General features: G+C 63.6%; 15 protein-coding genes and 2 pseudogenes. 7 read left to right on the plus strand and 10 right to left on the minus strand.

Annotation, left to right across the window (positions count from 1 at the left end):
* Nucleotides 1–79: 79 nt before the first annotated feature.
* Together AABD04_RS20715 and AABD04_RS20720 are read right to left on the minus strand one after the other, a co-directional pair.
* Entirely contained in the window at nt 80–901 is an 822-nt protein-coding gene (locus AABD04_RS20715; RefSeq protein ID WP_032375700.1) for a cytochrome c biogenesis CcdA family protein, read from the minus strand.
* A complete protein-coding gene (locus tag AABD04_RS20720; RefSeq protein WP_080736598.1) occupies nt 898–1,530 on the minus strand; it encodes a TlpA disulfide reductase family protein in 633 nt (210 codons plus the stop codon). The genes AABD04_RS20715 and AABD04_RS20720 overlap by 4 nt, the downstream gene beginning before the upstream one ends.
* Nucleotides 1,531–1,684: 154 nt before the next feature.
* Between AABD04_RS20720 and AABD04_RS20725 the strand changes: the two genes are divergently transcribed.
* Complete coding sequence (locus tag AABD04_RS20725; protein WP_080733457.1) at nt 1,685–1,816, plus strand: DUF3703 domain-containing protein; 132 nt, start codon at nt 1,685–1,687, stop codon at nt 1,814–1,816.
* 9 nt (nt 1,817–1,825) lie between these two features.
* Here AABD04_RS20725 and ccsB read toward each other — a convergent pair whose 3' ends face one another.
* From ccsB to AABD04_RS20745, 3 genes are all read right to left on the minus strand, one after another.
* Entirely contained in the window at nt 1,826–2,797 is a 972-nt protein-coding gene (gene ccsB, locus AABD04_RS20730) for a c-type cytochrome biogenesis protein CcsB (RefSeq protein WP_032375699.1), read from the minus strand.
* Between the two features lie 4 nt (nt 2,798–2,801).
* Complete coding sequence (gene resB, locus AABD04_RS20735) at nt 2,802–4,454, minus strand: cytochrome c biogenesis protein ResB (protein WP_052061714.1); 1,653 nt, start codon at nt 4,452–4,454, stop codon at nt 2,802–2,804.
* A 342-nt stretch (nt 4,455–4,796) separates the two neighbouring features.
* Nucleotides 4,797–4,964: a hypothetical protein gene (locus tag AABD04_RS20745; RefSeq protein WP_155288775.1), complete on the minus strand. Its 168-nt coding sequence runs from the start codon at nt 4,962–4,964 to the stop codon at nt 4,797–4,799.
* A 76-nt stretch (nt 4,965–5,040) separates the two neighbouring features.
* On the opposite strand from AABD04_RS20745, the gene AABD04_RS20750 reads away from it, so the two are divergent.
* The 6 genes and pseudogenes from AABD04_RS20750 to AABD04_RS20775 all read left to right on the plus strand — a co-directional run bounded on the left by AABD04_RS20750 (nt 5,041) and on the right by AABD04_RS20775 (nt 11,622).
* Complete coding sequence (locus tag AABD04_RS20750; RefSeq protein WP_341443142.1) at nt 5,041–5,457, plus strand: hypothetical protein; 417 nt, start codon at nt 5,041–5,043, stop codon at nt 5,455–5,457.
* A 91-nt stretch (nt 5,458–5,548) separates the two neighbouring features.
* Nucleotides 5,549–6,379 carry a GNAT family N-acetyltransferase gene (locus AABD04_RS20755; protein WP_128645572.1) on the plus strand — a complete coding sequence of 277 codons (831 nt, stop codon included), beginning with the start codon at nt 5,549–5,551 and terminating at the stop codon, nt 6,377–6,379.
* Nucleotides 6,379–8,721: pseudogene (locus AABD04_RS20760) on the plus strand (transglycosylase domain-containing protein). Before AABD04_RS20755 ends, AABD04_RS20760 begins: the two are co-directional and overlap by 1 nt.
* Before the next feature lie 238 nt (nt 8,722–8,959).
* Nucleotides 8,960–9,799 carry a hypothetical protein gene (locus AABD04_RS20765; RefSeq protein WP_032401331.1) on the plus strand — a complete coding sequence of 280 codons (840 nt, stop codon included), beginning with the start codon at nt 8,960–8,962 and terminating at the stop codon, nt 9,797–9,799.
* A gap of 383 nt (nt 9,800–10,182) precedes the next feature.
* Complete coding sequence (locus AABD04_RS20770) at nt 10,183–10,992, plus strand: F510_1955 family glycosylhydrolase (RefSeq protein WP_032401329.1); 810 nt, start codon at nt 10,183–10,185, stop codon at nt 10,990–10,992.
* A gap of 402 nt (nt 10,993–11,394) precedes the next feature.
* On the plus strand, nt 11,395–11,622 hold the full coding sequence (locus AABD04_RS20775) for a heavy-metal-associated domain-containing protein (protein WP_094686187.1): 228 nt from the start codon (nt 11,395–11,397) through the stop codon (nt 11,620–11,622).
* 129 nt (nt 11,623–11,751) lie between these two features.
* Here AABD04_RS20775 and AABD04_RS25185 read toward each other — a convergent pair.
* The 5 genes and pseudogenes from AABD04_RS25185 to AABD04_RS20795 form a co-directional block, all read right to left on the minus strand.
* A pseudogene (locus tag AABD04_RS25185) lies at nt 11,752–11,966 on the minus strand (transposase); the annotation flags it as partial.
* Nucleotides 11,967–12,114: 148 nt separating this feature from the next.
* Nucleotides 12,115–13,233, minus strand: coding sequence for a hypothetical protein (locus AABD04_RS20780; protein WP_237669161.1), 1,119 nt, complete (start codon nt 13,231–13,233; stop codon nt 12,115–12,117).
* Nucleotides 13,230–14,396 (minus strand): site-specific integrase, encoded by a 1,167-nt coding sequence (locus AABD04_RS20785; RefSeq protein ID WP_256980603.1) that lies wholly within the window; start codon nt 14,394–14,396, stop codon nt 13,230–13,232. Before AABD04_RS20785 ends, AABD04_RS20780 begins: the two co-directional genes overlap by 4 nt.
* 189 nt (nt 14,397–14,585) lie before the next feature.
* Complete coding sequence (locus AABD04_RS20790; RefSeq protein WP_241260065.1) at nt 14,586–15,824, minus strand: TniQ family protein; 1,239 nt, start codon at nt 15,822–15,824, stop codon at nt 14,586–14,588.
* Complete coding sequence (locus AABD04_RS20795) at nt 15,821–16,786, minus strand: TniB family NTP-binding protein (protein ID WP_300398792.1); 966 nt, start codon at nt 16,784–16,786, stop codon at nt 15,821–15,823. Before AABD04_RS20795 ends, AABD04_RS20790 begins: the two co-directional genes overlap by 4 nt.
* Between the last annotated feature and the right edge of the window lie 2 nt (nt 16,787–16,788).

Here is a 16,788-nt window from a genome sequence, read left to right on the forward strand (position 1 = left end):
ACAGAGAGTGGGTTCGATACCACCGGCACTGGCAGTTGGGGAGGCGTGGTCTTGCACGTGCGGCTGCTCGGTTTCCTTCTCAGATGGGTAATACAACCGAACTGACGAATTCATTGCGTATCCAGGCAATGAACAGACCCCACACCCCCGTCAGCAGGGCGACACCGACGGCGATCATGATCACTCCGCCTGCCACTTTGATTCTCTGCGAGTTCCGCCGTAGCCAGCCGACACCGCGCATCGCCGAACTCGAGCCGAACGCGAGGACCACGAACGGTAGACCGAGTCCCAGACAGTAGGCGACGATGAGAGTGACGCCGCGCGCTGCGGTTGCGCCTTCAGTGCCAGCGGCAACGGACAACACCCCGGCGAGCGTGGGGCCAAGGCACGGCGTCCAGCCGAGCGCGAACACGCCACCGAGCAGCGGCGCTCCAGCAAGAGACGAGATGGTTTGCGGCGCGAATCGAGTGTCGCGTTGGAATGCGGGAATGAACCCGATGAACGTCAAGCCCATGATGATCGTGATGGCACCGCCGACCTGCTGAAGCACCTGTTCGTTGATGCGCAGGGTGCCGATGACCCCGAAAATCGAGGCGGTGGCGAGGACGAAGACGATGGTGAAGCCGGCGACGAACAACCCCGCTGCACCTGCCACGCGCCAGCGGCTTGCCAGCTTCGGCGGTGCTTCACCAGTCGAGGCGGCGGCGAGCGACGGCACGTCGGCACCTGCGATGCCCGCCAGGTACGACAGGTAGCCCGGCACCAGGGGCACCACGCACGGTGACGCGAACGAGACCAGCCCGGCGAGCATACATGCGGCGATCGCCAGTACCAGAGGTCCGCTCGATGCCAGATTTTGGAACGTCGAGCCAACGCCGCCTTGGGCAAGAAGAACAGTCATTCGTCTGCTATCCGTTCGACGACAGGGAGCAGGTCTTCGGCGAGGAGGGCACGCATGAACACTGCCGCCACCCGGTGCTCTCGATCGAGTACCAGCGTCGAGGGAATCACGCTGGTCGGGTAGTTCCCGCCGAGGGCGATCAGCGTCCGCATCGAGGGGTCGTAGATCGAGGCGTAGGAGACATTGTTGTCGACAACGAAGTCCTGCGCTTTGTCCTTCTGCGGATCTCGAACATTGATACCGAGGAACTGCACACCGCGCTCGCGGGTTGCTTCGTAGACCTCTTCGAGGTCGTCGGCTTCGCCGCGGCAGGGGCCGCACCACTGACCCCAGAGATTGATCACGACCACCTCGCCGTCATAGTCCGACAGAGCGGTGTTCTTACCTTCCTCCATCAGATCGGGTCCGGCGAGTTCACCGATGGTTCCGCGCGTTTCGGGGGGATCGTAGACGATGTCGGTTTGACCACCGGGTGCAACGAAATCGAAGCTACCTCCGGAGGGCACGGCGTCGGCGCCTGCGGAACATCCGGAGACCAGGAGTACAACGGCAAGGATGGATGCCGTTGCCGTGGCGGGCAGACTGCTCTGTTCGCGTGTGCGAGCCCCCGTAGGGCGGCCGAGTCTCATGAAGTCGACGCCTTTGCTGCAGTACGGATCTGCGCCGATGTCTCGAACATCGTGGGATCGGTGACGCGGTCGATGCCCCAGTCTTGGCCGGTGACGAAGCTCGGGGCACTGTGACTTCCCTCTCCGGAATGCACTACGGACACGAGGCAGTCAGTTGATTCGGATCGTGGTCGTGGCTCCTGGATCCTGGTCCGGTCGATACCCGGTCGGCAACACCGGCCGGGTCGACGCGGGATTGACGCGACCGGTGCCGCATGACCTCGCCGAAGCACAGGGCGGCGGCTAGCAGGCGACATCAGTTCAAACCCGCGTACGAATGCAGTCCGGAGACCACCATGTTGATGATGAACAGGTTGAACAGCATGGCCACGAATCCGGCGATGTTGATCCACGCGGCCCGGGTGTCACGCCACCCGCTGGTGGCCCGGGCGTGCAGGTACGCGGCGTAGATGATCCACGCGATGAATGAGACCGTCTCTTTCGGGTCCCAGCCCCAGAACCGACCCCACGCGGCCTCGGCCCAGATCGCGCCGAGGATGACACCGATTCCGAACAGGGGAAACGCGAAGATGGTGGTCTTGTACGCCAGCACGTCGAGCGAGTGCGCCGAGGGGAGACGAGCGACGATCCGGCCCACTCTGCTGTCGGGGACGGCGTTGTTGTTGGGATATCGGATCCGGATCAGGAACAATGTGCTGGCTGCACCGGAGATCAGGAACACCCCGCTGCCGAGCGAGACGACGGAGACGTGCACGGGGAGCCAATACGACTGCAAGGCTGGTACGACGGGCGCCGCGTTGGCATAGAGCACAGTTCCGGCAATGAAGAGCAGGATCAAGGTCGGCACGAGGACGAACAACCATAGTGTGCGCAGTTGCTCCGAGCGCAGCACGATCAGTCCGGCAAGTATGCCGGCCGCGCATGTGACGGAGACGAATTCGTACATGTTTCCCCACGGCGGGCGGCCAGTGGCGATCCCGCGCAGGACGATCGACCCGATATGCAAAGTGAGTGCGAGCATTACCAGGGCGAGTCCCGTGCGGCCCAGGCGTTCGGACGGGGCTCTTCGCTCGGGGACCGGCACGTATCCCGGTGTCGATGATGTCGCTGCGATCAGTTGCGGATGCAGACTCGAGGCCCGGCTCAGAGTCGCTGTTCGTGTCGTTGCGAGTTGTGCGATGAACAGGATCGCGGCGAGAAGGTAGACCACGAAGGCGGTCTCGAAACTGATGTCGCTCCAGCGGGCGAGGTTGTCGTCGATCGGCATGGCGCTACACCGTTTCTGTATCGAGGGTCTCGGAGTGGTTCTTTGTCCGCGGCGTCCAGATTTCGGTGCGGAGGGTCTCGAATTCGGGTCCCCATCCGGCGTGATCGGTACGGGCGAGCCCGCCCATCTCCACGCTCGATCGGCCTGTTTCGGCCGGGAGTACACGGAACCAGACTCGACGTCGCTTGATCACCAGCGAGACCAACAGTCCGGTCATCATCGTGATCGCGAACACGAGCACCCACAACTGTGCGGGGTCGTATCCGACCTGCAGGTTGGCGAACTCCTTGGCGCCGTTGAATCGAATGTTGGTGCCGTCGGTGAGGGTCGTCGATTCACCGGGACGCAGGTTCACCCGATCCTGCTTGACAAGTCGGCCCTGGTTGATCATCTCCTGGTCCAGGGAGAAGATCGACTGGGGTATGCCGGTGTCGAGGCCGGTATCTCCTTTGTAGATATCCACTGCCACAGCAGGATCGACCAAGTCCGGGAAGCGGGAGGAGAGCAGGGTTCCGTTGAATTGCGCAGTGGGAGCGAAGAGGCCTTCGATGGCGATCTGGCCGCGGCGTCGCTCATCGGCGGTGGCATAGGTCCCGCCGGGTGGATCGAAACGCAACGCCCCGCTACTCAGGAACGTGGTGGCGTCGTCGGGCCGGAACTGCAGGGCCTCGGTTCGACTCTGACCGTCGGGGAAGGTCACGGTGAATTCCGGGGCGTATCCGTGGCCGGTGAGGTAGATGCGTTCATCTCCGAGCCGGAGGGGTTCGTTGACTTTGAGTTGATAGTCGCGCCAGGTGTCTGCGGCGATGTCGTCGGCGGACTGGTAGGAGATGTTCGAGGTGAACATCTCTGCCTGGCCGTTCTCAAGGTAGTCGGCGTTGAAGTCCTTGACTCTGATGCAGAACGGCTCCAGCCCGGTTCCGTCGGTGCTGTTGCCGGCCCGGAAGGAGTCGTAGATGGCGGGCGAGGTGTTGCAGAAACCGGGCCCGTTGTCGGCGATGACGATGACCGATCCTTCGTAACCGAAGAGCTTGCCGATGGCGATGGCCGCGAGCAGACCGATCAGCGAGAAATGAAAAAGTAGGTTTCCCGCTTCGCGGGTATAGCCCTTCTCGGCGGAGAGGGTGAGCGCCCCATCGGGCTCGGGCCTAACGGCAGTACGCCACCCTCTCAAGTGGGGCGCGATGTCGTCGATGACGGTTTTCGGGCTACCGGCGAGAGCGCCCGAATGATGAAGCGGTAGTCGCGAAAGGTTTCGGGGTACGCGAACTGGCTGTGCGCGAAGGGCTTTACCGTGTTCGATCATTCGGGGAGTCAGGCAGCCGATCAACGACACAAACAGTAGGACGTAGATGGCGGTGAACCAGAAGCTTCCGAATACGTCGAACAATTCCAGCGTGTCCATGACGGCCCCGAGAGCCGGGCGCGCTGCGATGTAGGAATCAACCGCCTGGGTGTTGAGATTGCGCTGTGGCAGCAGGGCGCCTGGGATTGCTGCGATAGCGAGCAAAAACAGCAGCACCAGTGCCGTTCGCATCGAGGTCAGTTGCCGCCACCTGTTGCGCACCGCAGCGATTGCTCTGCGTAACCGTCCCTGCGATGTGAGCGCCGGGGTTTGATCAGCTGTCACACCGCCACACCCTTTCGACGATTGCATCTCAATTACTATGCAACATAGTAGTTGATGGGCCGTGTGCAGTTGTGCGCGGTAGTCGCCTGGGCGAGAGGGTAAGTGCTGCAACCACAAACGTGGTACTTGGTCCATCCGGAACGCTGCCGGGCTGCGGTTCGGTTTAGGCCGCTTTCGGCCCCACGGTAGGCGCGGATCGGTTCTTCTACTCATGCCGTCCAAACGCGTTTCATCCCGCGGAGTAATACCTGTGCGGTGAGATCAGGCACACTTGCACTAGCTGTTTTGCGTGCCGAGTACGAAGCGGCGCGGTTCCCTCTGCAGTTGATCGAGGATGTCGCGATGTCCCAACTCGATGAGCGAGCGCCACTACGACTGGCCTACGAGGATGTACTGGTCACCGTGGATCGCGCCGCCGCGCACCTGCTCGATGACGGGCCCGCCGCCCTCTGGGTCACCACGGCCCTGCGCCAACGTCGAACCCAACAATGCCTGGCAGTTGAGGGTGCGGCCCGCATGGAACGCTGGAGGCGTCACCGCACACGGTATTCGTCGCTAGCGCGGGTAGACGGCGACATGGATCTGCTATTTTCGTCGTGTGTGTCCGATTCGGTTGAGCGAGTGTATTCGCCGAATTCTGCTCTGGTCCATCATGGCGGCCACGGCAGTGGCGGTGCTGATGATGTCGCAGGTCGCACACACCACCGCAGAGCCCGGCCACGCTCCGCTGGCTGCGGTCATCGAGAGCGTCCCGGAAATCGAGCACACGTCGGCGCCGGAGCAGGACGAGGGGATCGGCGGTAGCGCGTCCAGTCATCACGACAATCACGGATCCCTGATCGGGTCCGTCCACATAGCGGTGGCGATCCTTGCGCTAGGGCTGGCAATGTTGCTGCGCCGGACCGGATGGACAGTGCTACTGCACCAGCTTCGAGGTCTACAGGCATCGAGATCGTCGCCAACTGAGAGGTCGGTCTCTCCCCCTGCGCCGATGTCCGTGCTCGACGCGGCATGCCTTCTGAGGGTGTGAGAGGTCTGCGTTTGCGCAGATCGGTCCACCTTTCTTCTCGCGCGCCGCCTCCGCGGTGAGGGCGCGAGCCTGCCTCGTCGAGGACAACGCCATGCATATCTTCTTCAACGTTTCATCGTCTACGCCGCACCTTTGTTTCCCTCATCCCAACCCCGCCGCGCCTCCTCCCGGAGTCGCGATCGTCCTTCGCGAGGCCGGGCCGCACGATCTACCGCAGAGCGCGCAGTTGCACCTCGACGAGCTACCGATTGGCCTGTTCCCCGAGCTGGGAGCACGGTTCCTGCGCCGGTGGCACCGCAGCTTCGTCAACCGACGACACGCCATCGCTCTTGTCGCAACCGATAGCGAAGGCGCCGTCGTCGGATTCCTCCTCGGCACCCTCGATCACCATGCCCATATCGGTGATCTACTGCGCGAGAAGATGACCGTGCTGCCGTTGGCTGCACACGCCGGTGCGGCGATGGCAGTCCGCCCGCGCACCGCCATGCGGTTCGTTCGTACGCGTCTTCGCCCCTGGTGCAGAGCGGTGGCGCGCGCTCGGCCCATCCCACTGCCGAACGGCGAACCCGAGACTCCCCCGGCCGACAGTGTCGCCGTCGTCGTTGCGATAGCGGTGAGCCCACGGGTGCGAGGGATCGGAGTGGGTGCACAGTTGCTCGACTGGTTCGAATCCGACTCTGCGCGGGCAGGTGCACGTTGCGCCGAGCTGTCCACCGATCTCGGGGTGGCCGACAATGCAGGCGGCTTCTACGAGCGCCTCGGATGGCAGAAAAGCGGAAACCGTCTCGATCGAGATGGCCGGACCATGCAGACCTACCGGCGAGAGCTAGACGGCCGCTGCGGCCGTGCTCCGCTCCCCTTGTCGGTCCCACCAACCCGGACGACCGCGAGCACTGCCCCGTCGACAGAAACGAGACGATGATGTCAAGCACCCGACGAACGGTGTTCGAACTCGTGGGATGCACTGCGCTCGCAGGCGTGCTGCTTGCAGGAGTGTTGTTCCCCATCGTCGGTGGCCTGGGATACGTCTCGAACCGCGCCGCTGACACCGACGACAACGTTTCCGGCGAACTCGCCGAGGGCGTAGTTCCTGCCATCTCGACGATGACGGACGTGGCAGGCAACCCGATCGCGTGGCTATACGAGCAACGCCGTTCCGAAGTGCCGAGCGCGAAGATCTCCAACGAGATGAAGCTTGCGATCGTCTCCGTCGAGGACCGGCGCTTCGCAGAACACCAGGGCGTGGACTGGCAGGGAACGTTGCGAGCGTTCTTGACCAACACCACCAGCGGGCAGGTCGAGCAGGGCGCATCGACACTCGATCAGCAGTACGTGAAGAACTATCAATTACTGGTCGTCGCTGACACCGACGCCGAGCGGCGTGCCGCGATCGAGACCACGCCGGCTCGCAAGATCCGCGAGATCCGAATGGCGTTGTCCTTGGACAGAGAATTGACCAAAGACGAGACATTGACCCGCTATCTGAACCTGGTTCCGTTCGGCAATGCCTCGTTCGGCATCCAAGACGCCGCGCAAACCTACTTCGGTGTCGATGCCAGCGAGTTAACGGCGACGCAATCAGCGATGCTGGCAGGGATGGTTCAGTCCAGTTCGGCACTGAACCCGTACACCAACGTCGAGGGAGTCACAAGCCGCCGAAACCTTGTCTTGGACAACATGATCGAAACCATCCCGAACCGAGCCGCAGAATTCGAGGCCGCCAAATCCGAGCCATTGGGGGTGCTGGCCGAGCCCAACACCCTCCCACGTGGATGCATCGCCGCCGGTGATCGAGGGTTCTTCTGCGACTACGCACTCCAATATCTTGAGGACGCCGGTATCAGCCGCGAGCAGATCGACGAGGGCGGTTATCTGATCAAAACGACTCTCGACCCGGCGGTGCAGAACTCGACCCAGGCCGCACTGACCGCGAACACAGATCCCGACCTCGACGGTGTCGCCACCGTGATGAATGTCGTCGCACCCGGACAGGACGAACACCGCATCCTCGCCATGGGCAGTAGTCGCACCTACGGACTCGATGCCGACGCCGACGAAACGGTTCAGCCGCAACCGTATTCACTCGTAGGCAACGGCGCCGGGTCGATCTTCAAGATATTCACCACTGCCGCCGCGATGGAACGCGGACTCGGCACCAACGCCACACTGCAGGTTCCCCGGCGCGTCGAGGTCAGGGGGTTGGGCGACGGCGGCGCGCGTAACTGCCCGGCGGGCGCTTACTGCGTGGAGAACGTCGGAAACTACCCACCGGCGCTGACGGTCACCGACGCACTGGCGCAATCACCGAACACGGCGTTCGTGAAGTTGCTCGAGTCCGTCGGTGTCACACCGACAGTCGACATGGCAGTGCGGCTAGGGCTTCGCTCCTACACCCTCCCCGGCTCGTCTGGATTCGACGAGCAGAGCATGGCCGACCTCCAGAAAGAGCAAAGCCTCGGCTCGTTCACACTCGGACCTACCTGGGTCAACCCGCTCGAGCTGTCCAACGTCGCAGCTACCCTCGCCTCGGGAGGTACTTGGTGCCCGCCGAACCCGATCGACTCCATCTCCGACCGCGAGGGTGTAGCTGTACCGGTCACACAACAAGCGTGCGAGCAGGTCGTCGAACCCGGCCTGGCCAACACACTCGCCAACGCGATGAGCAAGGACGACCAACCCGGAGGAACCTCGGCATCGGCGGCCGGGTCCGTGGGCTGGACGCTGCCGATGTCCGGGAAAACCGGCACTACCGAATCCAACCGATCCTCGGGCTTCCTCGGCTTCACCAACCGCTACGCCGCCGCCGTCTACACCTACGGTGACTCACCGACACCGGGCCAGATCTGCTCCTTCCCACTGCGGCCCTGCAGCTCCGGGAACCTCTACGGCGGTAACGAACCCGCACGAACCTGGTACGACGCGATGGACCCAATCGCCACGAACTTCGGCCCCATCGAGCTGCCACCGGTCGACGACAAATACGTCCGCGGCTCCGCCAACGGCCAAGTACCTGAGGTCAGCGGCATGAGCCAGTCGTCGGCCACATCGAGATTGGAAGCAGCAGGATTCTAGGTGACCGTCGTCACCACCACCGGTCAGGGCGCTCGCGGTACCGCTACCGGCACATCCCCATCCGGCGCGGCGATCCCGGGATCGCTGATCACGCTGTACATCAGTGACGGCTCCCCCGCCCCCGACCGCACGCCCACGCCAGCGCCGCCCAGTATCGACATTCCCGGCCTGCCGCTACCGCCGCCGCGGTGATCACCCACGACACTCACCCTTGAGACCCCCGCGCACGAAAGGAAACGCCATCACAGTCAGCCGTCGACAACTGCTCACAGCCGCAGCGGTTTTGCCGCTCACAGTCAGCTGCACCATCAACACCGCCGACAGACAATCCCCCAGCCTCGCACCGAGCAGTAACGCATCTCCTGCACGGTCCCCGGCCGTGAGCGCACCGAGCAGTCGATCATCGGCCCCGGTGAATCCGGGGCGGTGGATGCCGACAGCTGGCGAAGTGATGCCCGAGATCAAACGCGCAGCGACGAGCTTCCTCGAAGCAGGTGGCAGCTGGAGCGAGGGAGGAGGAGTACTCGACAGCTTGCGCACCGCAGGGGTATCGCTCGAAGTCGCGGCGACGGCAGCACTGCTTCAACCCGACGAGGCCCTCGCCAGCACCCTGCGAGTGGTGTATCCGCAGTACGCCGGAATCGGTCCAGAGAGTGCTGCAGTGATCGTGCTGTTCGACCAACTCCTACAACGCCCCACGCTCGCGCAGCCGGCTGAGACGACCCGGCAGATGGCACTCGATATCCGGCTCAAGCGCGACATCGCCGCTGGCGCGGCCTGGACGGTGGAAAAGATCAACCCTTTGACCTCTCTTGGGTCCCCAGTACCACTGACCGCCGCTGCGTCGTCGGTGCTGAGCAACCCTCGCATCACGCTCTCCGAGCCTGCACGACTCGACATCGGAACCGGACGCATCAACAACAATGTGCTCCAGATCATGCTCGGACTTGCCGATCGATTCACCTACGCAGTGCAGGTGATGCACACCGGTCACATCCAGACCGTCTTCCCGCACCCGCGCTTGTCCAACCACGCAGTGGGACGAGCGGTGGACATCCGAGAAATCAACGGTCGGCGCGTTGTCGACGATCCCTTCAACAACCCAACGATCTCCGAATTCGTCACTGCGGCAGCCCTACTGGGCGCAACCGAGGTCGGAGGTCCGACCGACCTCAACGGTGACCGTCCAGGATTCTTCACCGACGACGTGCACAGCGACCACGTCCACGTCGGCATCACCCCGGGCGACGCACCGGCGCATCTGCGATGACACCGAACCGGATGGGCACTTCGGCCTGACCTGCCCGAAATACTATGCTGGTTAGTAGTTGAGTGCTCGCCACGGCGAGGCGGGTGAAGGTGTCGGAATTGTTCGCACTCAGCCGATACCGATCGTCGGTGCGATGTCGCTGCCACGGCTGTTCGCCGCCGAACGATCCGCGCTCGTACATCGCCTCAGTGATTGGAGATTAAGTGAATGGAGATGAAGGTCGATGCGTCTACGTCGTCCCGCACATACCGCCCGAGCAGTCACGTCCACCTCAGCCGCCGTATCCGGTCATGTTCACCGCGCCTGACCGGGAGATCACTTGGCGTTGACGCTCAAGCGATTACATCACCGAGCCCTCATCGACAGAACGAGAACCGCACTTTATGTCCATCTCGCTTTCCCGCATCCTGCTGCCGTCTCTGATCGCAGCTCTGTCCCTCGTTGGATGTTCCGCTCCGGCAGCGACTGACGGCGCGGCCGATCCGGCAGTGGTCGACTTCACCTCCTCACTGGCTCATGTGCACGGATTGCACGTCAACGCCGATGGCACCGTCCTCGCTGGTAGCCACACAGGACTCTTCGCCATCGGTTCGTCCGGAAACCTGACCAGGGTCGGCTCTTCCGACGATGACTTCATGGGTTTGTCGGGTGTACCGGCCACCGATACCCTCTTCACCTCCGGTCATCCCGGCGAATCCAGCACGGCGGCGAACCCACTGGGACTGCGTAGCAGCAATGACGGCGGAATGTCGTGGTCGGATCGGTCACTGGAGGGACAAGTCGACTTCCACGCGCTGGCTGCCGATGGACGCATCCTCGTCGGATTCGATGGCAGTACCGGTCTACTCGTCTCCGCCGACAGCGGCTCCACCTGGACTCCCGGCGCCGCTGCGCCCGCGGCGTCGTTGGCGATTACGAGCTCCGGAGTATGGGCGGTGACACCTGATGGACTTCAGCACAGCACCGACACGGCCCGAACATTCTCTCCTGTCCTCGACGCACCGAACTTGGTATTGCTCGCCGGTGCCGGCGATGCACTGTGGGGGATCGACACCGACGGATACGCCTGGCGTAGTCGCAACGGCGCCGATTGGCAGAAGCGTTCCGCAACCGGGTCCGTCGAGGCATTGACCGCGGTCGACTACGACACCGCCTACGCAGCCAGCCCCCAGGCGTTGTACACACTGACGTAACTCGGCCCGGTCGAGACCAGCCCGACAACAGATAGCGACATTTCGACGCGACCGCAGGCGGTCACCCGCGCGGCTGATGCGGGCGCTTGCCGCTGTTGAGCGGCTTACTCCCTCTTCCTCCCCTGGGGTTCGGCCCGCCACGAGATCCCGCGATGACACCGGGGTCCGACTCCGAGATATCCAGGAATGAGGACAACCGAAATACTTGGCGTAGACATACCCATAGGGGGTATAGTTTGCCTTGTCTAGATACCCCCTTAGGGTACTACAGAGCCCATGAACAATGAACGGAACCCGATGAACAACGTGTCAGATTTGTCGTTGACCGACCTTTCACCGAGCAGTGGCTGCGGCTGCAGTTCACCGCAGTCCACGACGACCACAGAATCGAAGGAGGCTCCCATGAGTACGACCAGCACGCAATACACCGTTACCGGCCTCACCTGCGGTCACTGCGCCGACGCAGTCACCACCGAACTCGAAGCGATCGACGGTGTCCACCACGTCAGGGTCGATCTCGTCGCAGGCGGTGAGTCGACGGTATCGGTCGACTCCGAGACGACACTCACTCGAGAACAAGTCACGGCCGCGCTCGACGAAGCGGGCGACTATCACTTGATTGCCGACTGATTCACTCGGTCAGTCCGGACACCGGAAACAGAGAGGTTCTTGGAGCTGTCGGCATCCTCGGCAATTCGGGAGCTCCGAGAAGGAAGGAGCGCGGCCGCATCGTGGTCGTTGACAAGTCGGCGTGGTCCTCTACGACAGAGGGAACGCCTGCCGCCGATTATGCCAGTCGAGAGTCTTCGGGTCGGTTGTTCAGGAGGTCGGCGACCTCGTCGAGCCGCTCGACGCTGCATTGGAAAAAGTCGGTGCCCTGGGGAAAATACTGACGTAGCAATCCATTGGTGTTCTCGCTGGCGCGCCCCGCAGCCACGGGAGTGCGGGTCGCAGAAGTAGGCCTGCACTCCCGTGCCAACGGTGAACTTGCCGTGTCCGGCCACCTTACAACTTTGATCCCGCGCATCGAACGACGCACCGCTGCAGTCAGTTCCAATATCTTGCGCGTCATCGTCCTCCGACACCGTCGACGCCGTAGATCGAGGAAAAGGTGCAGCAACGTCACCAACCTGAACGATCGCCGACCTCGAGCAGCTCCGCGGTGCGTTGCAGCAGATGCTCGATCCGGTCCTCGAGATCGTCGGTGATGCCGGGCACATCGGCCAAAGCGAAATGCGCGCGACGCCGGGCGTCGAGACCGATGCGATAGTAATCCGAATTCAGTACTGCTGAAACGGGTTCCGATACTGGGACAGTCACCTTCGAGTCCATCTCGCCGCGCCCCCGCGGGTGCGGAAGTGCACACCGTAGAACGTGTCGGGGCGGCTCCCCGGAGCGGTGGGCATCGATCACCGTCCCGACCGCAGCTGGCGTCATCGGATCGGCCGGTAACGGCATGTGGCCCCACCGGTCGATCGGTACAGCGACCGGACCCACACTCCGCGGCCACCCAGACATATCGGGAAAAGCGTTCGCCTGCAGATGCTCTGCGAGCAATGTAGTCGAGGGGTATCGATCCGAAAATCGCAGTACGGTGCGCCACCGTTCCCAGATCTCGGCCGGGCGAAACTGTGTCGACTGATTTGCTGCAATCCGGATACCGTGCCGGCCACCGATGCGCACGTCGGGGCCCGCGCTGGTGACGTCCGACCGATCGAGCGCCGATATTGCTCGGTGCGAGAGCCCGGCTCCCGACAACACAAGCAGAACCGCGTCCCTACGACCGAACAACGCCTGCATCGATCCCGCCGAGGGTAGCGCCGAGGCCAGTCCCCAGTAGTGTTCGGCGCGGCGTGCCGTTCGTGCGGACCGCCCGGAATCGAGCGCCATTCGCAGTGCTGTCGTACGCCCGGGCGGAGTATGTCCAGAATCGAGATGTCGGCGGTTGATCGCGGCGACCCTGCGGAGCTGCACAGCGTCACTCGCGGGGTTCGCAGCCAGAAAGTTCACCAGTGTGATCGGCGAGGCAGGCAGTGGCTCGACCTCGGTTGCAATGCACCAGTCCTCGAACAGCGCCCACTCGTAGCGGTAACCGCTCGGCGAAGCAGCTATGGGTCGGGTCGCTCCGGCACCGACTCCGCCCTTCTGCACCGACGAAGCACCGGAGTCATCGCGTCGAGCGCCTTCGCCGCGTTCCGCGCGGCCGCTGTGACTCGGATCGACGCCGAATGGACTGGTCACAGCCCGAGGTCGTTCACGGCGTTACCGATCAACGGCGCGTTCTCGCGGGCGTAGATTTCGACCATCCCCGGCGTGCTGTGTCCGGTCTGACGCATGATCGCGTGCGCGTCGGACCCATTACGGAACGCTTGGGTGACGAAGCCGGACCGCAACGAGTGCCCGCCCAACTGAGTAACGAGATCCGCGGCGTATCCAGCCTGACCGGCCCTGCGGCGAATCGCGGCGTGCACCGCAGCACCGGACAGTGCCGTCTCGGACAGGTTGCCGTTCTTCCGGATCGCCCGAAACAACGGCATCCGATGTGCCGCAACTGGAACCGGTCCGCGGCAGACGTGCTGATCGAACGGCACGGAACGGGCAAGTGTACGGATCACGGCGACCCGGCCTCCGCTGTCGAACGCAGCGACCACCTGGATCCATCGGATCCACGCGCAGACTGGGCATGAATCGTGATTGGCGGTGTACGGCAACGCTTTCACTGCCCCGGTACCGTCCTGGTCGGTCTTGGATTGTCGCAGGTGCACGTGCGCACCGTCGAGCCGGTCGCGGCGCACGTCCCGACATTCGAGCCCCACGAGCTCGCTGCGCCGAAACGCCCCGGCGTACCCCATCAGCAGCAACGCGGTGTCGCGGCGTTCGAGTACTTCGCTGGCCCACCCGGCTACACCGGCGCGAGCGAGAGCGACGATCGTGGTAATATCGGACGTCAGCAGCGGGGCACGGGGATTGCGTGGCCGATCCCCCGCCGCGGCATAGTCGCGACGAATACCGGCTAGCGTGGCGCGCACCATCTCGTGACCGCAGGGGTTGTCGTGGCCGACCTGGCGATGCCGGTCGGCGATCGCCGCAATCCACTTGCCGAACGTCGCGGCCGCGTACGCCCGCGTCCCGTCGACGGTGAGCGTGTCCGCCGCAGCGACGAGGTAGGCCGCCACTGTCGCGGGATGCGCCGGCAACGCGTGGTGCCCGGCGACGGTGCACCAGGTCTCGAAGCGTCGCCACGCCGAGGAGTAAGCCCTACGGGTACCGGTCGAGCGCGATGCCGCCACCGACCGCTCGATCCGAGCAGCAACCTCAGGCGACAGGTCTGGAAACACCGCCGCGGCACCCGGCAAAACGACCGGAACAATGTTCGAGCCGTCTACGAGCTGGCGTTTCATCATGGGCAGGACTGTATCGGGCACCTCCGACACGGTTCTCGGACTGGAAACACGCTCACCAGGTGTTTCGTTCGAGACGGTGCGGGAAGGAAAATTCTCGTCGGTCACCGCACACAAACCGTGGGTGACTACAGGAGGCGATTGATTTCCGCGTAAGTCGGCGTAGAGAAACGTGTGGTGATCTAGCGCGCTTCAGTCCCAGTCCAATCGAATGCCGAGCTCGACGAAGGCATAGGCCAGCTCGTCGACGTCTTCTTCGGTGCGGCACCCCGTTCGAGCGAATCCGAACAGAGATCGGGCGGCGTCGCTGTCGACGCGGGCGGCGGCGACAGCGGCATCGATCGCCGCAATCACACCGTCCCAAGCGCTGCGGGTGGGTACCGGACTGCGAGACCCCGTCGGAGGGGTCCCCGGATCGACCGGCTCGTACCGTCGCGGGCGCAGCAGGCAGGCGTCAGCTCCGCTCGCGGTTATCTCATCGTTCTCCACCGCGATGATCGCGGTCGCGGCAGCAAACAAAACGTTCGCTTGCTCGTCCCACGGCAGTTGCTCGAACGGAACCCACGATGTCCGCAGCGGGCGGGAACAACCGGTGGACTTCCAGATCGCGCTCAGTGGCTTCGCCCACCATCCGGTGCGAACCAGCGGTGTCGATACCTCATCGACGACGGTGCGCAGCAGCCTGAACCACACTGCTGCCTGAACACGGCCCGCGACGAGCTCGACCGACCCGCTCGTCATGGCGGCGGCTGTGCGCCGGTCGATTTCTGCGACGACTGCTGGTACCGGTATCGGTGGTGCGTGTTCGTCCGAGCCTGCTGGTGTTCTGTCCCAGAACACCAGTCTCCCGGGTATCACAGCGCAGAATTCGAGCCGGCAGAGATGCTTGGTGCAGCTGGTCAGCATCGGGTACTGATGAGCCATCATGACCGCGATATCGGCGTCGGTGTCGAGGGCGTCGATGCACAAGGGGCATGCCCGCGTATCGAGCTTGCTCACCCAGGGAAGCCATGTGCCGGCTGCCGGTGTGCGTCGACGCCGATCTGCCATTGCCAGACCCGGTGGCAGTAGGACAGAGAACTGATGGACGTAGGTGTCGAAGTCGCATTCACTGGGGTCGGTGCTGTCGAGCAGCCAGGGCGTATAGCCCGCCAACGTCATCTCCCGCAGCCGTTCCGCGGTACTGCCGCCTCTCTGGGCAAGTGCGGTCAACACCGGCTCGCGTGTGTAGCGGTCCAGGTCCACGCCCGAGGTGTCGACACCGAGCCCGTCGAGAAGGTCCGCTGTATTGATCAACGAATACAGTGCGGTGGTCCGGGCCAGCCACGACATCAGAGTCTCGCCAGGTAGTGGTTGCGGGTGCAGCGGCCACGGCGGATGCGCACTGTGGTCGAGCGCTGTGCGTGCTGCGGGGGCATCGGCTGGTGTCATGCCAGGTGCCGTTCGAAGTGGCGGCGGCGTTCGGTGGGCCCGGAGTAGGCGGTTTGGGTCAACACCTGTGAGGTGATCGATTCCTTCCCGGCTTCTATTGCGGTCACTGCGGCCGCGGTCAACAGCGTGGCCAGTTCGCCGATGGTGCCCTCACACCGGGTGAGGAGGTAGTCGGTCATCTCCGCCGATGTCAGGTGCGAGGGCGCACGCAACGGGAAGCTGGCGGTGAAGCTCGCCAGCAGGGAGCGGGTGTCGGTGTCGTTGGTCCAGATCGGCAGCGTCATGGGGTGAAAACGGTTCTCCAGCTGTGCATCGCTGCGGATCGCGAGGTACGCCTCTCGGGTGCCGACTCCGACGAGAGGGATCCGCAGTTCGTTGCCCAGAAACCGCAACAGGTTCAGGAATTCTCGGCGTACGTTGTCGCGGCCGGCGAGGACGTTGTGGAGCTCGTCGATGATCAGCATCCGAACTCCTGTCGCTCGCAGCAGCGTGATCGCTTGCTGTTCGAGTTCGTGGACTCGGTTCCGTGGGCGGATCGGCGTTCCGAGTGCGGCGAGCATCGCCAGGTAGAACCGTGCGGGTGCTGAGTCCGGAGGCATCTGCATACACAACACCGGTATCTGTTCGCGATCGGGCAAGCTGACAGTGGGGTGTGCACGGCGGAACTTCTCAACGATCATCGACTTGCCGTTGTTCGTCGGTCCGATCAGAAGCAGGTTCGGCATGCGTTGTCGATCCGGCCACCCCAGCAGCGTCTCGAGGTGCTCGATCACCGACCGTGCACGCGGATACCCGATCCACCTCTCGGTGCGAATGTGCCTGATGCGTTGCGCTGCAGGCAGAACCGCGATCGATCTGACCGAACTTCGCAGGTGGGTGAGGTCTGCACTACCGGGGTCGATGTCTTTGCCGATACGGTCGGTGCCGTGGCCTGCGGGAGCGCTTCGGGGGTCGTTGTTCACCG

Origin of the sequence: Rhodococcoides navarretei, from assembly GCF_038069675.1 — a bacterium.
GTDB classification, from domain to species: domain Bacteria; phylum Actinomycetota; class Actinomycetes; order Mycobacteriales; family Mycobacteriaceae; genus Rhodococcoides; species Rhodococcoides navarretei.